Origin of the sequence: Amycolatopsis sp. NBC_01286 (genome assembly GCF_035982555.1) — a bacterium.
Taxonomy (GTDB): domain Bacteria; phylum Actinomycetota; class Actinomycetes; order Mycobacteriales; family Pseudonocardiaceae; genus Amycolatopsis.
The window spans coordinates 9,077,944-9,097,043 of the sequence record NZ_CP108428.1; the positions used below are offsets into that span (position 1 = coordinate 9,077,944).

Annotated in this window: 15 protein-coding genes; 3 read left to right on the plus strand and 12 right to left on the minus strand. The window is 72.8% G+C overall.

Annotated elements, in window-relative coordinates; genetic code table 11:
* Positions 1-50: 50 nt before the first annotated feature.
* Complete coding sequence (locus tag OG570_RS41545; RefSeq protein ID WP_326954242.1) at positions 51-1,631, plus strand: SMI1/KNR4 family protein; 1,581 nt, start codon at positions 51-53, stop codon at positions 1,629-1,631.
* A 47-nt stretch (positions 1,632-1,678) separates the two neighbouring features.
* On the opposite strand, the gene OG570_RS41550 is transcribed toward OG570_RS41545, so the two are convergent.
* The 3 genes from OG570_RS41550 to OG570_RS41560 all read right to left on the minus strand — a co-directional run bounded on the left by OG570_RS41550 (position 1,679) and on the right by OG570_RS41560 (position 6,592).
* Complete coding sequence (locus OG570_RS41550; RefSeq protein ID WP_326954243.1) at positions 1,679-2,485, minus strand: polysaccharide lyase family 7 protein; 807 nt, start codon at positions 2,483-2,485, stop codon at positions 1,679-1,681.
* A gap of 178 nt (positions 2,486-2,663) precedes the next feature.
* Positions 2,664-3,269, minus strand: a complete 606-nt coding sequence (locus tag OG570_RS41555) for a GNAT family N-acetyltransferase (RefSeq protein WP_326954244.1) — start codon at positions 3,267-3,269, stop codon at positions 2,664-2,666.
* Positions 3,266-6,592: an error-prone DNA polymerase gene (locus tag OG570_RS41560; protein ID WP_326954245.1), complete on the minus strand. Its 3,327-nt coding sequence runs from the start codon at positions 6,590-6,592 to the stop codon at positions 3,266-3,268. The genes OG570_RS41555 and OG570_RS41560 overlap by 4 nt, the downstream gene beginning before the upstream one ends.
* Positions 6,593-6,923: 331 nt before the next feature.
* On the opposite strand from OG570_RS41560, the gene crcB reads away from it, so the two are divergent.
* On the plus strand, positions 6,924-7,358 hold the full coding sequence (gene crcB, locus OG570_RS41565) for a fluoride efflux transporter CrcB (protein WP_326954246.1): 435 nt from the start codon (positions 6,924-6,926) through the stop codon (positions 7,356-7,358).
* Positions 7,355-7,729: a fluoride efflux transporter FluC gene (locus tag OG570_RS41570; RefSeq protein WP_326954247.1), complete on the plus strand. Its 375-nt coding sequence runs from the start codon at positions 7,355-7,357 to the stop codon at positions 7,727-7,729. Before crcB ends, OG570_RS41570 begins: the two co-directional genes overlap by 4 nt.
* A gap of 1 nt (position 7,730) precedes the next feature.
* On the opposite strand, the gene OG570_RS41575 is transcribed toward OG570_RS41570, so the two are convergent.
* The 9 genes from OG570_RS41575 to OG570_RS41615 all read right to left on the minus strand — a co-directional run bounded on the left by OG570_RS41575 (position 7,731) and on the right by OG570_RS41615 (position 19,066).
* On the minus strand, positions 7,731-9,293 hold the full coding sequence (locus tag OG570_RS41575) for a DNA polymerase Y family protein (protein ID WP_326954248.1): 1,563 nt from the start codon (positions 9,291-9,293) through the stop codon (positions 7,731-7,733).
* 292 nt (positions 9,294-9,585) lie between these two features.
* On the minus strand, positions 9,586-10,284 hold the full coding sequence (locus tag OG570_RS41580; protein WP_326954249.1) for a hypothetical protein: 699 nt from the start codon (positions 10,282-10,284) through the stop codon (positions 9,586-9,588).
* A gap of 132 nt (positions 10,285-10,416) precedes the next feature.
* On the minus strand, positions 10,417-10,965 hold the full coding sequence (locus OG570_RS41585; protein ID WP_326954250.1) for a cysteine hydrolase: 549 nt from the start codon (positions 10,963-10,965) through the stop codon (positions 10,417-10,419).
* Positions 10,966-10,995: 30 nt separating this feature from the next.
* On the minus strand, positions 10,996-12,396 hold the full coding sequence (locus OG570_RS41590; protein WP_326954251.1) for an MFS transporter: 1,401 nt from the start codon (positions 12,394-12,396) through the stop codon (positions 10,996-10,998).
* Positions 12,389-12,829 carry a MarR family winged helix-turn-helix transcriptional regulator gene (locus tag OG570_RS41595; protein WP_326954252.1) on the minus strand — a complete coding sequence of 147 codons (441 nt, stop codon included), beginning with the start codon at positions 12,827-12,829 and terminating at the stop codon, positions 12,389-12,391. The genes OG570_RS41590 and OG570_RS41595 overlap by 8 nt, the downstream gene beginning before the upstream one ends.
* Before the next feature lie 215 nt (positions 12,830-13,044).
* Positions 13,045-15,273 (minus strand): glycoside hydrolase family 3 N-terminal domain-containing protein, encoded by a 2,229-nt coding sequence (locus tag OG570_RS41600; RefSeq protein ID WP_326954253.1) that lies wholly within the window; start codon positions 15,271-15,273, stop codon positions 13,045-13,047.
* 132 nt (positions 15,274-15,405) lie between these two features.
* Positions 15,406-16,770, minus strand: a complete 1,365-nt coding sequence (locus tag OG570_RS41605; RefSeq protein WP_326954254.1) for an NAD-dependent succinate-semialdehyde dehydrogenase — start codon at positions 16,768-16,770, stop codon at positions 15,406-15,408.
* A 151-nt stretch (positions 16,771-16,921) separates the two neighbouring features.
* Entirely contained in the window at positions 16,922-17,320 is a 399-nt protein-coding gene (locus tag OG570_RS41610; RefSeq protein WP_326954255.1) for an STAS domain-containing protein, read from the minus strand.
* 141 nt (positions 17,321-17,461) lie between these two features.
* Positions 17,462-19,066 carry a GAF domain-containing sensor histidine kinase gene (locus tag OG570_RS41615; protein WP_326954256.1) on the minus strand — a complete coding sequence of 535 codons (1,605 nt, stop codon included), beginning with the start codon at positions 19,064-19,066 and terminating at the stop codon, positions 17,462-17,464.
* Positions 19,067-19,100: the final 34 nt, after the last annotated feature.

Consider the following 19,100-nt stretch of genomic DNA (forward strand, 5'->3'; position numbering starts at 1 on the left):
TCACGGCCGATGCACGGCTTTTGTCGGACCCCGTCGCTAGGCTCCGTCGCGTGACGACGGGGGACGCCGGGTACGGCGACATCGCGAAGGACATGGCCGCGGCGCTGCGTGCGGGCGCGGGTGAGCTGTGGTCGGCTGCCACCCTGCAGCTGCGCCACACGGGCGGCTCGGTTTCGTGCACCGCGTGGAGTGACGTGCGGGAGAGCCTGCGCGTCGACTACACGTCGATCGCGCGGCGGCTGTTCGAACGGCCACCGGCGGTGCTGGAGGTCAGGCTGGCCGCCGGCGGCGAGTACGTCTTCACGGCGCGGCCGGACATCGCGGCCGTGTCGCCCGGGCGGCTGGTGTTCGACGAGGCGTTCCGCTACCCCGGGCACCCCCTGCCCGGCCTGCCCCGGCCCGCGGTGCCGACCGGAGCGCCGACGGACCCGGCGGTGCTCGCCGAGGTCACCCGGCTCGCCGGGGAGTTCGCCGAGCTGTACGCCGGGATCAAGGGCACTCCCCCGCCGTGGCCGCCCGGGCGCACCGAGGCGGACCTGGCCGCCGCCGAGGCGCGGATCGGCGTCCGGCTGCCCGAAGACCTGCGCGCGCTGTACCTGCTGGCGGACGGCGACCCGGAGGAGACCGGGCTGCTGAGCCCGTACTCCTACGACTCCCTCGACCGGCTCGTCGGCAACTACACCGAAGGCGATCCGGGTTCGTACGGCTGGGAAGACGACGTGGAGGACGACGGCGTCGTGTTCGAGACGGTGCCGTTCGGCCGGGTGAAACGCCTGTCCCGCAACGACTCGTGGGTCACCTTCGGCGGCGACCGCGCGATGAACTACCTCGCGGTGGACCTCGACCCGGCCGAGCGGGGCCACGCCGGCCAGGTCCTCGAGTACGGCCGGGACATCTACGGCCCGCTCCGGTACGTGTCGGCGTCGCTGACCGCCATGCTCACCGAGGTCGTCGAGACACTGCGGGCCGGGAAGTACGAGGATCCGGGCGAGCAGTACCTGTTCGCCGAAACCAGCCTCCGCGACGGCGGGGAACGCTCCTACAGCGAGGTCATCTCCAGGGCGTCGGAGCTGAGCCTGCCCGCGGTGGTGGCCGGGCTGCGCGATCCGGAGCTGGTCCAGGAGGTCTACCTCAACGACCCCGCCGACACCGACCTCGCGGTGTTCGAGCCGCTGACGTCGCTGCGGATGCTCAAGGTCAACCGCGCGGCGGCGGTGACCCCGTCGATCGGCGGGCTCGGGGCCCTGGAGTCACTGCGGATCAGCGGCGGCCGCGTCGATCTCGGCGTCCTGGCCGGGCACCCGGTGCTGTGGGACCTCCAGCTGGAGGAGATCCGGTTGCCGCTCGACCTCGCGGTGCTGACCACCCTGCCCCGCCTGACCCGGCTCAACCTGTCCGGCTCGGCGGTGCCGGACCTGGGCCAGGTCTGCGACCTGCCTGGCTTGCGAGTACTCAAACTGGACGGCGACCAGGTGCGCCGCCTGCTCGACGCGGGCCGCCCGCTGCCCCGGCTCGCCGCGCTGCTCGTCACCGGCCGCACGACACTGCCGGAGATGGCCGAACTGCGTCAAGCCTTCGGTGGCCGCGACTCGACGGAAGAAGTCGTCGAGTTCTCCGCCGTTCTGTCCTGAGTGGACGGACACCTGCCGGTGTCCGCCCACCCGGGGAACAGAGCCGATCAGCTGTGCGACACGGTCAGCCCGTAGAAGGCGACCTTCGCACCCTTCGTCGTGCTGTCCGAAGAGGACTGGTTGTAGGAACCGGCCTTGAAGTACTGCTTGTACGCCTTGAACGACGACGGGATGCTGTAGTGCGTGGTGCTGCCGTTCACCGTCAGGTCGATCGTGTTGCCGCCGGAGATGCCGATCGTGTAGGTCCACGTCTTGCCGATGGCCACGTGACCGACGGTGTGCGGGGTCTGGCCGCCGTCGGGCGAGTTCTCCGTGCCCAGCACGATGTCGCCGTTCGAGTGGTAGTACAGCTCGAGCAACGGCTTCGTCGACGAACCGCCGGTGCCGAGGTGGACCTGGCCGACGCAGACGTTGGACGTCACCGACACCACGCGCAGGGTGGCGCTCAGCTTGTGCGATCCGCTCAACGACCAGTTCGCCGCGGAGCCGCTCTTGTTCATCTCACGCAGCTCGGATCGCGCGTAATTCGAGTTGGGCGTGGTGACGCCTTTTTCCGGCGCCCAGAATGTCATCGCGCCATCGCGCGTGTCGGTGTAGAAGTAGGAGTCCTGGAATCCGCTCGAGCCCTGCAGCCGGGACGACGAGATCGTCGTCGGCGAACCCGGCGAACCCACCGGCTCCTGCAGCTGCCAGGTCGAGAGGTCGAAGTTGCCACCGGGGGCAACTCCCGGGTCGGCCATGGGGGCCAACGCGATTCCGCTGACTTCGGCACTGGGGAATGCCTCGGCGGAAATCGCGGTCCCGGCCAGCAATGCCGGGATCGCGAGAAAGGTGAGCATAGCGCGCACACGCATGGTGGCGTCCTTTCACGGCGAGCAGCGAAGCGGGGAGAGGACTTCGCTCACTCATTTGTTCACGTATGTGTTTGTTCACGTATGTGAATAAATGCGTTTCCGAAAAGAGAGTAACGATGAAGGAGATTAAGTTCGGTGTTGCTCGCTGTCAAGGTGAGGTTCACATTGAGTGGGACACTCACTTCCCGCGGTGGACGCAGAGCGGGCCGGTGCGGGGCAGCGCGATGCGCGCGCGGAAGGCCCGCGCGACCGGGCCGTCCGGCACCGGCGCCGTCCACGTGTAGCCCGGCGCGCGGAAGAGGGTGGCGCTCACCAGGGTGCGCCCGTACCCGAGCCGCCGGTGGGCGGCCTCGACGTGGACGTAGTCCAGTGTGGCCGTGCGGCACGGCGAACAGGACGTGAGCGACGCCGTGCCGGTGGCCCGCCCGTCGAGGCGCAGTTCGATCTTCCCCGTCGCCGACCCGGCGGCGGGCGGGACCGCGACGAGGACCAGGCCGTCCTGCGGCGCGGTGTCCGGCGCGTGCTGGACCTTCACGTCGAGGTGCGCCCACTCGGCGAGCCGGCGTTCGCCCGGATCGGGCGCCTCCTGCTTGCGGCAGGTTTCGCAGAGCGTGGTGTGCAGCCGGTAGCGGGGGCTGTGGCTCTTGATCATCCCGAAGAGCGCGAGGTAGTGGCCGCGCAGGCACACCACCGGCGGCGCCGCGGTCGCCGGGCGCACGGGGAGGAGCTCGCCGTACTCGCCGCGCGTCCCGGACGCCGGCCCGCCGACGGTCGCCCGGCTCACCGGAAGTCACGCGACGGCCCGGTCGCCATCGAGAGGTCGAGCCGTTCCAGCCGGTCCGCGACGAGCGTGACGACGCCTTCGGCCGCCTGCACCTGCCCGCGGACCAGCAACGCCGCGCTGGTGCGGGCGACGAGGCGCTGCCGGTTCCAGAGTCCGGGTGAGACGAGGACGTTGGCCATGCCGGTCTCGTCCTCGAGGTTGAAGAACGTGATCCCGCCCGCGGTCGCCGGCCGCTGCCGGTGGGTCACCGCTCCCCCGACCCACACACGCGTCCCGTCCTTCGCCCGCGCCAGGTCGGCGACCGTCAGCGCGCCGCGCTTGTCGAGGTATTCGCGCAGGTACTGCACGGGGTGGCTGTCCGGCGAGACGCTCGTGGCCCACAGGTCGGCCGCGGTGACCTCGAACCGGGTCATCCCGGGCAAGGCGGGCGCGTCCAAGCCGGGCGCGAGGCCGGGCAGGTGCCCGGGCCGGGTCGCGGCGGCGGCCCCCGCGGCCCACAGCGCCTGCCGCCGATCGGGGGTGAAGCCGCTGAACGCGCCGGCCGTGGCCAGGGCTTCGACGGCGGTCTTCTTCAGCTGGACACGGCGGGTGAGGTCACCGATCGACGCGAACGGCCCGTTCGCGTCGCGCTCGGCGACGATCGCTTCGGCGACGTCGTCGCCGAGGTGGCGGACGCCGGCGAGGCCTAGCCGGAGCGCAACGGCGCCGGTGCTGTCCGGCTCGGGTTCGAGGGTGGCGTGGGCGAGACTGGCGTTGATGTCCGGTTCCCGCACCAGGACGCCGTGGCGGCGGGCGTCGGCGACCAGCGACTGCGGACTGTAGAACCCCATCGGCTGCGCCCGCAGCAACCCCGCGCAGAACGCGGCCGGGTAGTAGAGCTTGAACCACGCGCTCGCGTAGACCAGCAACGCGAACGACATCGAGTGCGCTTCGGGGAAGCCATAGCCGGAGAAGGCGTGGATCTGCTCGAAGATCCGCGTCGCCAGCTCCCGGTCCAGGCCATTGGCCTCGCACCCGGCGAAGAACCGCGCCATCAGCGCGTGCATCTTCGCACTGGATCGCTTGGCGCCCATGGCCCGGCGCAGCTGGTCGGCCTCGGCGCCGGTGAAGGACGCGACGTCGACGGCCATCTGCATCACCTGCTCCTGGAACAGCGGCACCCCCAGCGTCCGGTCGAGGGACCCGGCCAGCAGCGGGTGCGCGTGCTGCCACTGCTCCTCACCGCGGCGGCGCCGGATGTAGGGATGGACGGAGCCGCCCTGGATCGGGCCGGGCCGGATCAACGCGACCTCGACGACCAGGTCGTAGAACTTGCGCGGCCGCAGGCGCGGCAACGTCGCCAGCTGCGCGCGGGACTCGACCTGGAACACCCCGACCGCGTCGGCTTCACAGAGCATGTCGTAGACGGCCGGATCGGCCAGGTCCAGCTTCCCGATGTCCACAGTGGACCCGTGGTGCTCGGCGACGAGGTCGATCATGTAGTGCAGCGCCGAGAGCATGCCGAGGCCGAGCAGGTCGAACTTCACCAGGCCGACGCTGTTGCAGTCGTCCTTGTCCCACTGCAGGATGCTGCGGTCGGCCATCGTCGCCCACTCGACGGGGACCACTTCGGACACCGGCTGCTTCGAGATGACCATGCCGCCGGAGTGGATGCCGAGGTGACGCGGGAAGTCCTCGAGCCGCGCGGCCAGGTCGAGGACGTCGTCGGGGATGTCGCCGGTGGCTTGCTGTTTCGTGGCGGCGACGCCGCCCCAGCGATCGACGAGCTTGCCGTAGGCGTCCTGCTGCCCGACGCTGTGCCCCAAGGCTTTCGCGGCGTCGCGGATCGCCGACGGCGCCCGGTAGGTGACGACGTTCGCGACCTGCGCGGCGTGAAAGCGGCCGTGCTTCTCGTAGACGTACTGGATGGCCTCCTCGCGGCGGTCGGACTCGATGTCGATGTCGATGTCCGGCGGCCCGTCCCGCTCCGGCGCCAGGAACCGCTCGAACAGCAGGTTCCACTTCACCGGGTCCGCGTGACAGATCCCCAGCGCGTAACAGACCGCGCTGTTGGCGGCGGATCCCCGGCCCTGGCACAGGATGTTCGCCTCGCGGCAGAACCGGACGATGTCCCACACCACCAGGAAGTAACCCGGGAACTCGAGCTGCTTGATGACGTCGAGTTCGTGGTCGAGCTGGGCGTAGGCCTTCGGGTTGTCCTCGCGGCGCCCGTAGCGGGTGAGCGCGCCAGTCCAGGTCAGGTCGCGCAGGAAGGACATCTCGTCGTGGCCGGGCGGGACGTCGAACGGCGGCAGGTCCGGCGCGACCACCTGCAGGTCGAACGCGACCTCGACGCCCAGCAGCGCGGCCCGGCCAACCGCGCCGGGGTAGCGGTGCTCAAACCGCCGGCGCTGCTCGGCCCCGGACCGCAGGAACGCCTGCCCCGACGGCGGCCGCCACCCGTCCAGCTCCTCGGCCGACCGCCGCGCGCGGACCGCGGCCACCATCTCGGCCACGACGGCGTCGTCGGGGCGGGCGTAGTGCGCGTTGTTCGACACGATCGTCGGCAGCCGCAGGTCGGCGGCCATTTCGGCGAGGACGTCGTTGGCGGCCGAGTCGTGCGGGAGCCGCTGGTCGATCAGCTCGACGGCGACGTGGCCGCGCCCGAACCAGCCGGCCAGCCGGGTCAGCTCGGCCCGCGCGGCCGCGGGACCACGCTCGGCGAGGGCGCGGCGGACGGCGCCTTTGCGGCAGCCGCTCAGGACCACGACGTGCCCGGCCAGCTCGTCGACCAGCTCCTCGACGTCGTAGACCGGGCGGCCCTTCTCGCCGCCGGCGAGCTGGGCGCGGGAGATCATCCGGCAGAGCCGGTGGTAACCCTCCTGCTGCCGGGCGATCACGAGCAGGTGCGATCCGGCCGGGTCCGGCGCACCCCCTTGCGGCGCCGGGAGGTCGAGGGACAGCTCGGCGCCGAAGCCGACACGGACGCCGAGTTCGCGGGCGGCGTCGTTGAACCGGACCGCGCCGTACATCCCGTCGTGGTCGGTCAGGACCAGCGCGTCCAGTTCGAGACGCGCGGCCTCCTCGACGAGGGTCTCGGGGTGGGAGGCGCCGTCGAGGAAGCTGAAGTTGGAGTGGACGTGCAGCTCCGCGTACGGCGCCCGGAGCCGCTCGCCGCCGTCGTCACGGCTGCGGCGGTGCTGCAGATCTGCCGGGGCGCCGGAGTAGCCGTCACGCTTGCGCGACCACGCGGGTGAGTCGCCGCCGTCTCCGATCACCGGAGCGCGGCCTGAGGCGACCCGCTCGACCTCGGACCACGGCACGTTCGGGTTGTTGAACGCCAACGCCAGCTCCCCACGACACGAGTTCGCTGCGGGGAAGTCAGCGACTACTGTTCGAACACACGTACGACTCTCGCCCTTGATCCTGGGCCGGGGAGGGCGCGCTGTCAACTCGGCGTGACATCGATAACCGCAGGTAGACGGTCCGGTGAGGGCTGTGATCGAGAGCGTCGGGGCGCTGTTACCCTGAGTTCGCGACCACCCTCACCGGCGGCCGCGCGGCGGTGGGGCCCGCCGTCCCCGAACCGCGGCGATCCGGCCGCCAACGGTCCCTACCTGAACCACGCCGTACGAGGCCGCCCTCGTGCCCCGATCAGGTAGGAGCCTGCCCGCCGTGCCCCACTCCGAGCCCGCTTCCCCGCCGCGGCGCCGTCACCTCCAGACCGTCGCCGTCGTCGCGGCCGGCGGGGTGCTCGGCGCCTGTGCCCGCTACGGCGCCACCCTGCTCTGGCCCACCGCGTCCGGCGGGTTCCCGTGGACGACGTTCTGGATCAACGTCACCGGCTGCGCGGCCATGGGCGTCCTGATGGCGGTCATCACCGCGATGCCGGCGGCCCACCCGCTGGTGCGGCCCTTCCTCGGCACCGGCGTCCTGGGCGGCTACACGACGTTCTCCACCTACGCGGTCGACGCCGAGCACCTGCTCGACGGCGGCCACGCCCTGACCGCCCTGCTCTACCTCGTGGCCACGGTCGTCGCGGCCGTCGCCGCGGTGTGGGCGACGGGCGCGCTCACCCGCCGCGCCCTGAGTCTCGGGAGCCGCTCGTGAACTGGCTCATGGTCATCGCCGGCGCCCTGGTCGGCGCCCCGCTGCGCTACCTGACCGACCGCGCCGTCCAGGCCCGCCACGACACCGGCTTCCCGTGGGGCACTTTCACGGTGAACCTCATCGCCTGCACGGTGCTCGGCTTCCTGACCGGCGCCGCCACCGCGACGACCGTGCCCCAGCCGCTGCAGCACCTGATCGGCCCGGGGTTGTGCGCCACGCTCAGCACGTATTCGACGTTCTCCTACGAAACGCTCCGGCTGGCCGAAACCGGGGCGAAGTTCTCCGCCGCCGCGAACGCCATCGCGAGCGTGCTCGCCGGACTGGGCGCGGCTTACCTCGGCACGGCGGTGGCCCAGGCGGTGTTCGGGTGAGTCAGTCGTAGCTGCCCTCGACCGTCCACTGTGGAGTGCTGCCGACGGTGACGGTCAGCAGCAGGGCGACCTCGTCGGTCTCGTCCTCGACCACCACCTGCAGCCGTGCCAGGCGGCGGCCTCGGGTCGTCAGCGCCGGGTGGTGCAGCCATGGGCCGGCCCAGGCAAGTACCGGCCGCGATGATCGGCCCTCGATGGCGACGGTCGCCGGCAGGGCGGTCAGCTCGCCGCGATCGGTGCAGACGACGACGGCACCTCGGTCGTCCAGCACCCGGGCCGGGTGGGCGGCGAGGACGGCCGGAGACGGTGCGGGCAGCCGTCCCGGCCAGGGCGCGTCCGGCGAAACCGGCGTCCGCGGGTCGCCCCACGGGATGAGCCGCACGCGCTCGGCGGGGCCGCGGCCACCGTCCAGCAGCGGGGTGACGACGGCGTCCGGGCCGAGCAGGCCCTGGATCCGGACCAGCGCGCGGGCCGCGCGTTCGGCGGCGTCGGCGTCCCGGCCCATCGACCCGAGCTGCAGCTGCAACGCCTGCCCGCCGACGACCTCCTCCGGGTCGAGGCGCAGCCGGACGATCCCGGCGGTGGGCCGGCCGTCGCGGGCGGTGAGCCAGCCTTCGCACTGCCACCGCACGCGGTCCGCCGTCGCCCGCGCGGTCAGCGGCTCGGCGCAGCGCCAGACGCGGACCCGTTCCTCGCCCGCCTCCGTCACCGCCACGATCGCCAGCCGCGTACACGCCATCCCGTGCCGCGCCAGCCCGGCGAAGAACCGCTCCCCCAGCGTCTTCGCGACGAACGCGGCCTCGTCGACGCGTTCCAGCGGGTGCTCGAACTCCTCCGTGATCGACAGCTCCGGCGGCAGGGCCCGCCGCAGCGGCGGCCGCTCCGACAGCCCGCGCGCCAGCCGGTGCGCGGTGATCGCGTCGCGCGGGAAGCGGCCCGCGACGTCCCGTTCGGTCAGCGCGGCGAACGCGCCGAGCGTCCGCAGCCCGAGCCGTTTGAGCAGGCCGACCAGCTCGCCGCGGTCGTCGCCGGGCTGGTTCAGCTCGGCGATCGACAGCGGCGCCAGGAACCCGGCCGCCCCGCCGGCCGGCACGAGCGCGGACCGGCGGGCGGCCAGCGTCGCGGCGAAGAGGCCGTCGGCGATCCCGACCTGGCACTCCACGCCGGCGTTCGCCGACACCTCGTCGAGCAGCAGCTCGGCCAGGGCTTCCTCGCCACCGAAGTACCCGGCCGCACCGGTGACGGGCACCGCGACGATCCCCGGCCGCACGACCTCCACACCCACGGCCTGCCCCTCGACGGCGGCGGCGACCGGCTCGAACAGCCGCGCGTCCCGTTCCGGATCGTGCTGGTGCACCGCGAGATCCGGGCAGCGTGACTGCGCGTCACGGCGCCGCATCCCCCGCACGACGCCGTGCTGCCGCGCGACCGCGGAACAGGCGACGACCCGGTTGGCGGAGAACACCGCGGCCGGCGCGAGGGGCGGCGTCCCCACGACGGCCCCGGCGGCGACAACCGGCCAGTCCGGGCACCACAGCACCAGCAACCGCGGCGCATCACTCACCCGGCGGCCACCGGAACGCCGCGAACCGACCCCGAGCGGCGCCCGCGACCGTCGAACCGCCGCGCACCAGCCCGGTCGGGACGCCATCCGGCCGAGTGGCCTGGCCGCGCGGTCGGTGCCTGAGCCTCGCCACCCCACTCGCCGAGCGGCCTCGGTGCGCGCGATCGCTTGGCCACCAACGAAACCCCGCAAACGGCCCGGCCACCACCTGGCCGCGGCCGCGCACCACTCACCGCGCACTCGCTAGGCCACCAACGAAACACCACACCGGGCGCGCGGCAGGTCACCCCGCTCACCCGGCCACCTCGACCAGCCGCCGCCCCGCCGGAGGCTCGCCCGGCGCGATCGCGCCGCCGGGGCCTGGCAGCTGCAGCGCCACCGTCTGCGGGCGGGCCGCCGCGCCGCGGCCTTGGCTGGTCGCCGTGATGTCGCGTGCCCGTAGGTGGCCGTGGCCGTCCGTGGTGGCTCCTCGCCAGCGGCGCCGGGAGACGCGCAGTTCGAGGTCCACCCCTGGCCAGGGGCCGGCCGCCAGCAGGACCGCGCCTCGGTTGCGGACCCGGCCCGCCAGGCGGCGGGCCACCTGGGGTTGGACGCCGCGGGCGACCGCTGGGCCGACCACGACCAGGTCGAACCCGTCCACCAGCGCCGACAGGACCGCGACCACCTCGGCGCCGGGCCGGGGCACCAGGGCGATCCGGTCGAGGTCGACGCCGAGTTCCGCGGCCGCCGCCAGGCCCAGGTCCGGCAGCCCGGCCACCGCCGCCCACGAGCCGGCCCGCGTCGCCTCGGCCAGCAGCGCCAGGACCAGTGACGTCGACCCCGCGACCGACACCGTGCTGCCGCGCCGCAAGCCGCCCGCCGGGAACAGGCCGGCGAGCGCCGGGGTCAGCGGCAGAGATTCACCCGGCTGGGTGACGTCCGGATGCGGCTCGCGCAGCTGCGAAGCCACCCGGACGCCGGGGATGGACGTGAGCGCTTCCGGTACCGCCACCGCCGCTCACCTCCAGCACCACGAACCCGTACCGGAGACACCCGCAAGGGACCCGCGGGCGAACCCAGGACTACTATCGAACACCTGTTCGCATCCTGCGAGACGGCAGCGGCCACTGTCAAGTCGAACGCGTCAGGAGAGACTTTCGGCCCACTCCCCGACCGTCGCGACGCCGCCGCGGCGGGCGAAGAGCTGCGTGACGAGGACGTCGTGCAGCTCGGGGCTGGGGTCGACGCACGCGTCGGACAGCACCGTGACGCCGTAGTCGAGGTCGGCGGCCTGCAGGGCGGTGGACAGGACGATGCCGCTGGTGGCGATCCCGGCCAGGACGAGGTGGCCGATGTCCTGGGCGCCGAGGATCTGGTGCAGGTTGTTGCCGGCGAACGCGCTGACGCGGTTCTTGTACACGACGATCTCGCCGTCGAGGGGCGCGACGCCGGGGTGGATGGCCGCGTCCTCGTCGGCCGCGGTGTACTTGCCGGCGGGCACGGCTCCGAACATCCGGTTGCGCGGGTGGACATCGGCGTGGTCCGGCCGCAGCCGGAGCGCGACGTGGATCACCGGGACGTCGTGATCGCGCGCCGTCTCCAGCGCCCGCGCGGCGCGCGGCAGGTAGCCGTCCGGGACGCGCGCGAGGTGGGTGTTCTGGAGGTCCATGGCGAGCAGGGCCGTGCGGGACAAAGTCGTGCCTTTCTTGCCGTACAAAGGGAATCAGACGTGGCGCAGGCTGCGGTCGGCGACCGTGAGCAGCAGGAACAGGACGCCGGCGGCGAGCATCACCCAGGCCAGGGTGTGCATGCCCGCGGTACTCGCGTGCGGGCCGAAGGCCACCGCCGTCGTGGCGGAGGCGACCATCGAACCGACGTAGGCGAAGGTGCGCAGCAGCCCGGCCGACGAGCCGGTGCGCTCGGGATCGGCCTGGTGGTACACGGAGTTCTGCAGCGCCAGGCTGACCGCGCCCTGCGGGACGCCGAAGACCACGGCGATCAGCAGCAGCATCCACAGTGGACTGTCGCCGGTGAGCACCAGCATCAGCACACAGGCCGCGATCTGCGCCAGCGCGCCGACCAGGAGCTTGCCCCGCACGCCCCGGCGCCGGCCGGTGGTGATCGAAATGACGATCGCCACCAGGAACATCGGGATCTGCACCAGCCCGGCGTAGAACGGCGAGAGCCCGAAGCCCTCCTCCGTCCACTGCGTGAAGCCGTAGAGGAAGGCGTAGGAGACGATGTAGGCGACCAGCGCGCGCCCGTAGGTCGCCAGCAGCGGCGCGTTGCCGCCCAGCACCCGCAGGTCGATGAACGGGATCGCGGCCCGCAGCTCCCGCACGGCGAAGGCGGCACCGGCCGCGACGGCGAGCGCCAGCAGGTACCAGCTGCTCGGCCGCAGGTTCATCAGGAACAACAGCAGCGCCACCAGCATCACGGCGAACAGGCCCATGCCCGGCAGGTCGAGCCGGGCGGTCCAGCGTTCCCGGGTGGACGTCTCCCGCGCGCGGGGCAGCCGCAGCAGGCCCAGCACGACCGCCGCCGCGGCCAGTGGCACGTTGAGCGCGAAGGTGGCGCGCCAGCCGCCGAGGCCGATCAGCAGGCCGCCCAGCAGCGGGCCGATGACGGCGATGGTCTGGTTGGCCACGGCCAGCGCCGTCAGCACGCCGGCCGGGTTGTCCTCCCCGGTGCGCTCGGCTTCGCTGCGCAGCAACGCCATCGCGGCCGGGTAGCCGGCGCACGTGCCGAAGCCGAGCAGCACCCGCGCCGCGATCAGCACGCCGAGGCCCGGGGCCACGGTCCCGACGACGCCCGCGACGCCGACCAGGCTCGTGCTGATCAGGAAGAGCTTGCGCGGGCCGAAGATGTCGATCAGCCGGCCCACGATCGGCTGGCCGAGCGCCGTGGCCAGGTACAGGGCCGAGACGAGCCACGCGGTCTGCGAGGGCGGGGCGCCGAGCGCCGCGCCGATCGGGACGAGCGCGACGGCCATGATCGTGGAGTTGACGGGGTTCAGGATCGACCCCAGCAGCATCGGCGGGATCAGCCCGCGGTCGAAGCCGGTCTTCGCGGCTTCCGTGGTCCGGTCGTCTGTGGTCCGGTCGTCCACGGTCCGGTCACTCATGGACGAGCCGATCCAGCACGGCCATCGCGGCCAGGACGGTCTGCCGTTCCCCCTCCGTGCACTCCTCCTGCAGCCGCGCGGCGAGCCACTCGCCACGAGCCTGCCGGCCCGCCTCGACGTGCCGGCGCCCCTTGGCCGTGACGGTGACCAGCAGGCGGCGGCCGTCCCGGGGATCCGGCCGCCGCTTGACGAGGCCGAGGTCGAGCAGCGCGGCGACCGTCGAGGTCATCGACTGGTGCCGCACCCCGTCCGCCGCGGCGAGGTCGCTGGTGGTGCGGCCGTCGCTGTCGGCCAGCCTGGTCAGCACCGTGGCCTGCGACAGCGTGACATCACCGGGATCCGAGGCGCCGGCGATGCCCCGCCGCAGCCGCCGGATGACGGCGCGGATCCGCTGTGACGCCTCGACGGCCGACGGAGACAGTTGATCACCCATGCCCGTCACCGTAACCGCGACGGCGGGAAATGTACAGTCAGGCTGTACAGTTACCTGTATGTCTTGTCGGTCACACCGGCGGACCGAACCCGTCCCTCACGTGATCGGAGACGTGATTCGCGTGATCGGAGACGGAACTCGCGTGATCAGGACCGGATCCGACGTGATGGGGGCCGGAACTCGTGAGTTCCGGCCCCCATCACGCGAGTTACGGGTCACACCACCGTGAAGCTCGACGTCAGGGTGGCGGCCGAGCTGGTGCCTACGTAGACCTCGATCTTGCCCGGCTCCACCCGGAACTTCGCCGCGTTGTCGTAGAAGCCGACGTCTTCGGGGGTGAGGGTGAACGAGACCGTCGTCGACGCGCCCGCGGCCAGGGTCACCCGCTGGAAGCCGCGCAGCCGGCGGACCGGCTGGACGATCGAGGCGACCGGGTCGCGCACGTACAGCTGGACGACCTCGTCGCCCGCGCGGCCGCCCGTGTTGGTCACCTTGGCGCTCACCTGGATCCGGCCGCCGCGGGCCGGCAGCCAGGTGTCCGACAGGCGCAGGCCATCGACGCGGAACGTCGTGTACGACAGGCCGAAACCGAACTCGTAGAGCGGGCCGGACTCCAGGTCGAGGTACTTGGACGTGTACTTGTTCGCCGGGTCCGCCGGGCGGCCGGTGTTCTCGTGGTTGTAGTAGATCGGGATCTGCCCGACCGCGCGCGGGAAGCTCACCGGCAGCTTGCCGCCCGGGTTCACGGTGCCGAACAGGACGTCCGCGACCGCGTTGCCGCCCTGCACGCCCGGCGCCCACGCCTCGAGGATGGCGGGCGCGTTGTCGTGCAGGTACGGGATCGTCAGCGGCCGGCCGTTGACCAGCACCACCACGAACGGCTTCCCGGTGTCCTTGATCGCGGCCACCAGCTGCTGCTGGACGCCCGGCAGGTCGATGTTGCTGCGCGCGGCCGCTTCACCGCTCATCGCGGCCGTCTCGCCGACGACCACGACGGTGACGTCGGCCGCGCGGGCCGCCTGCTGCGCGGCGGCGAACCCGCTGGTGTCGGTCCCTTCGACGGCGCAGCCGGCGGTGAACGTCACCGCCGCCCCGGGTGCCGCGGCCTTGATGCCGTCGACCACGGTCACCGGCGGTGTCGTGGCCGCGCCGGTGCCGAGGCCCGACCAGGTCCCGTTGAGGTCGTAGGTCGCATTGCCCAGCGGGCCGACGACGGCGACCGAGCCGACCGACTTCGCCAGCGGCAGCACCGGGCCGTCGTTCTTGAGCAGCACCATGCACCGCCCGGCCGCCTGCCGTGACGCCGCGAGCGCGGCCGGCGACGGCGCCTTGACCTCGACGGCCTCGTCGGCGTACGGCCGTTCGAACAGCCCCAGCTTGACCTTGACCAGCAGGATCCGGCGGACGGCGTCGTCGATCTGGTCGCGCGTGATCCGCCGCTGCGCCAGCAATTGCTGGCCGTACTGCACGTAGTTCGTGCTGACCATCTCCATGTCGACACCGGCCGGCAGCGCGGCCGCCGCGGCGTCGGCGCCGTCCCCGGCGAGCCCGTGCAGGATCAGCTCCTGGACGCCGGTGTAGTCGCTGACGACGAACCCGCGGAAGCCGTAGGCGCTCTTGAGGACGTCGTGCAGGACGTAACCGTTGCCGTGCGCGGGGACGCCGCTGATGGTGTTGAAGCTGGCCATCACCGTCGCCACGCCGGCTTCGACGGACGCCTTGAACGGCGGGAGGTAGAAGTTGTGCAGCCGCTGCAGCGAGACGTCGACGGTGTTGTAGTCGCGCCCGCCTTCCGCCCCGCCGTAGGCGACGAAGTGCTTGGCGCAGGCGGCGAGGCGGTCCGGCGACGAGTAGTCGTCACCCTGGTAGCCGCGGACCTTCGAGACGGCGAGTTTCGTGGCCAGGTAAGGGTCTTCGCCGTACCCCTCGGCGATGCGGCCCCAGCGCGGCTCGTGCGTGACGTCCATCATCGGCGCGTACGTCCAGTGGATGCCGCTGCGCCGGGCCTCCTTCGCCGACACCGACGCGTCGGCGCCCGCCACGGCGGGGTCGAAGCTCGAACCCTGGGCCAGCGGGATCGGGAAGTTCGTGGTGTACCCGTGGATGACGTCCAGGCCGAAGATCAGCGGGATGCGCAGCCGCGTCTGCTCGACGGCGATGTGCTGCAGCGCGTTGAGCTTCGCCGCGCCGACCACCGAGAAGACCCCGCCGAGCTGCCCGGTCGCCAGCGCCGTGCGCGCGTCGGTCTCGTTGCCGAGCAGCTGCAGCTGGCCGAGCTTCTCGGCGAGGGTCATCTTCTTGAGCAGGCCCTCGACCCGGTCGTTGCGTTCCGGCCTGGCGGCCACGGGATCGGCGGCGGCGGGTGGCGCGAGCAGGCTGCTCGACGCGACACCACTGGCGGCGAGGAGGCCGCCGACCCCGGCGAGCAGGCTGCGCCGGTTCACTCCGTCTGTCGTGGTCGGACGATCGGTCTGTTCCATGGCGGGGACCCTTTCGCGAGCGAAACCGGCCAATCAGGATAGACACGTTCCCGCCCGCCGGGGCCCGTCAATTCGGCCGGTCACCGCGACCGCGGGTCAGGCGATCCAGACCGTCTTGGCGTTGACGAACGTCCGCGGCCCGAACGACGCGAGCTCCCGGCCGTACCCGGAGTTCTTGGCGCCGCCGAACGGGACTTCCGGCGTGGACTGGGTGAACTCGTTGAGGTACATCATCCCGGTCTCGACCTCGGTCACGAACCGCTCCTGCTCCCCCGGGTCCGCCGTCCACGCGCTGCCGCCGAGGCCGAACGGCGAGTCGTTGGCGACGCGGATGGCGTCGTCGACGTCGCGGACCCGCCAGATCAGCGCCACCGGGCCGAAGAACTCCTCGTGGTGGCCCGGCGAGCCGTCCGGGATGTCGGCCAGCACGGTCGGCGGGTAGTAGTGGCCCGGGCCGTCCAGGGGTTTCCCGCCGGTGAGCAGCCGGGCGCCGGCCTGGACGGTGTCGCTCACCTGCCGGTGGATCGTTTCGACGGCGTCGGCCGAGGACAGCGGGCCGAGGTCGGTGTCGTCCTTCATCGGGTCGCCGACCGTCAGCGCCGCCATCTTCTCGGTGAACTTCCGGGTGAACTCCTCGGCGACGTCCTCGTGGACGATGAACCGCTTGGCGTTGACGCAGGACTGGCCGTTGTTCAGCGTCCGCGAGCCGACGCCGGCTTCGACGGCTTTGTCCAGGTCCGCCGAGGGCATCACGATGAAGGCGTCGGCACCGCCCAGTTCGAGCACGCTCGCCTTGACGTTGCGGCCCGCGGCGGCCCCGACCTCACGGCCCGCCGGCTCGCTGCCGGTCAGCGTCACCGCGCGGACGCGCTCGTCGCCGATCACGGCCTCGATCGCCGAGGACGGCACGAGCAGCGTCTGGAACACGCCCTCGGGGAAACCGGCGCGGCGCAGGACGTCTTCGATCGCCAACGCGCACTGCGGGACGTTCGACGCGTGCTTGAGCAGGCCCACGTTGCCCGCCATCAGCGCCGGCGCGGCGAACCGGAAGACTTGCCAGTACGGGAAGTTCCACGGCATCACGGCGAGCACCGGCCCGAGCGGCTCGTACCGGGTGAAGACCTTCGCGCCCTCGACCGGCCAGGCTTCGTCGGCGAGCATCTCCGCGCCGTGGTCGGCGTACCAGCGACAGCCCTTCGCCGACTTCTGCACCTCGGCGACGGCGGCGGCGTGGGTCTTCCCCATCTCGAGCGTCGCGAGGCGGCCCAGCTCGTCCGCCTCGGCCTCGAGGATGTCCGCGGCCCGGCGCAGCAGCGCGGCGCGATCGCCGAACGACGTCTTCCGGTAGGCGCGGAAGGCCTCCGCGGCGAGTGCCAGCTTGCCGTCCAGCTGCTCCTCGGTGAGCGCGTCGAACTCCCGGACCCGCTCGCCCGTCGCCGGGTTGACCGTCGCGATGGCCACAGTGCACTCCTCGCTCGTCGAAATCGTTCTACGGAAGATCGTCGAGCTTCGCGTACCCGCGCGAGGAGCACGGGAAACGCCGGTCATCCGGCGTGGCATCCACCTCGCGCACCTGCTCCGCGAACGGCAGTACCCGGCGGCCTGACCGGCGCTACCCGGTGACGCCGGCGGTGCCCAGCACCGCCAGCCACTCCCGGGCGGCGGCGAGGCTGTGCTGCACCTGCAGGAGGTGGTCCAGCCCGAGCACGGCGATCGGGCGCAGGACCGCGCGCTGGTCGCTGACGAGCACGCACGGGATGCCCGCCGCGTGCGCGTCGGCCGAGGTCGTGAGCAGCACGCGCAGGACGCGGGCCGAGCAGAAGGCGACCCGGCTCAGGTCGATGACCAGCGCCTGCGGCCGCAGGGCGACCTCGTCGGCGAGGCGGCCGAGCAGGTGCTCGGCGACGCCGCCGTCGAGATCACCGGTCGCGGCCACGACCGTCGAGTCGTGGGTGGTGGTCACGGTGAGCGTCGAAGTGCTGCGGTGGAAGCGGTCCAGGGGATCGCGCATGATGGCTGTCACCTCCGTGGCGGACGGCGACTCCGCGGACCGAGCCGTCGCCGCGAGGCCGGTGCGGGGGCACCGGCGAATGGGACAACGGCTACTCGGCTGAACCGTGGACACTCGGGATGTACCCGGATCGGGTGAACTTCAAGCATCACGAACGCCGGGCAGCGGCACCGCCCACACGACCCGGGTGCCGCCCTCGGCCGGGCGTTCCACCCGGAAGGACCCGCCCGCTTCCGCCGCGCGCTGCCCGAGGTTGCGCAACCCGCTGCGCGCCACGGCTTCCGGCATCCCGATCCCGGTGTCCGAGACCTCGACGACCAGGTCGCCGTCCAGGGACACGGTGATCGTCAGCTCGGCGGCGCGCGCGTGCCGCAGGACGTTGCTGACGGCTTCGCGGACGACGGCTTCCGCGTGCTCGGCCAAGGCCGCGGGCACCCGGTCGAACGCGCCCGACAACCGCACGGTGGTGCGGATCGCGGAGTCGGCCGTCGTGTCGGTGATGGCGTCCTGCAGCCGCGCCCGCAGGCCGCGCACGGCGCCCGGTTCGGCGTGCAGGTCGAAGATCGCGCCGCGGATCTCCTCGATGACGTCCTGGAGCTGGTCGATGTGCTGGGTGAGCCGGACGACGACCGCGGGCGAGTCCGTGCGGCGGCGGGTGCCCTCGATGCCGAGGCCGACCGCGAACAGCCGCTGGATGACCTGGTCGTGCAGGTCGCGGGCGATCCGGTCGCGGTCGACGACGACGTCGAGCTCGCGGCGGGCGGCCTGGCTCTCGGCGTCGCGCAGGGCGAGGGCGGCCTGGTCGGCGAAGGCGGAGACGATCTGGAGCTCGTGCTCGTCGAACGTCGCCGCCCCGGGCGCGCGGATCGCCAGGAGCACCCCGGCGGTGGACTCCCCCGACCGCAGCCGCACCGCCAGCGCCGGCCCGAGGTCGACGCCCAGGCCGTCGGCCAGGTCGAACGCCAGGCTCGGCACGCTGCGCGGCACGTGGTCGGCCAGCACCGCGCCGGACGTCGACCCGTCGAGCGGGATCCGGCGGCCGGTCAGGGCGTCGGCGTCCGGGCCGGCGCACACCGTGACGACCAGGGCGCCGCCGACGTCGGCGGGCAGCGCGATGAGCGCGTCGTCGGCGCCGGTGAGCTCGACCGCCCGGCTCGCGATCAGGCGCAGCACCTCGTGGACGTCGGTGCCGCCCAGCAGCTCGGCGGCGATCTCCCCGGTGGCCTCCAGCCACCGCTGCCGGCTGCGGGTCTGCTCGTGGAGCCGCGCGTTGTCGACGGCGATCCCGGCCGCCGCCGCGAGCGCCACGATCGCCCGTTCGTCGTCGGCGGTGAACGGCCGCTCGCCGCTCAGGTACAGCCGGCCGAGCACCTCGCCGCGGACGAGGAGGGGGACGCCGAGGAAGGTCCGCATCGCCGGGTGCCCCGGCGGGAACCCGGCGGTGCCCAGGTCGGCCCGGCGCACCGGATCCCGGCCCGCCACGAGCGCGCCGAGCAGCCCGTGGCCGGCGGGCGGCGGGCCGATCCGGTCGCGGGTGGCGTCGTCGACGCCGGTGACGGCGAACCCGGTCGTCCGGCCGTCCTCGTCGAGCAGGGCGAGGGCGCCGTACCGGGCGTCGACCAGCCCGGCCGCGGCCGCCACGATCCGGCGCAGCGTGGTCTCGAGCTCCAGCCCGGCGGAGAACGCGAGGACGGCCGCCGGCAGCGCGGCCATCCGGTCCCGGCCCGACACACTTCGTTCGGGCATGCCCCCACCCTCGCACAGCCACCGGGGCCGCGAC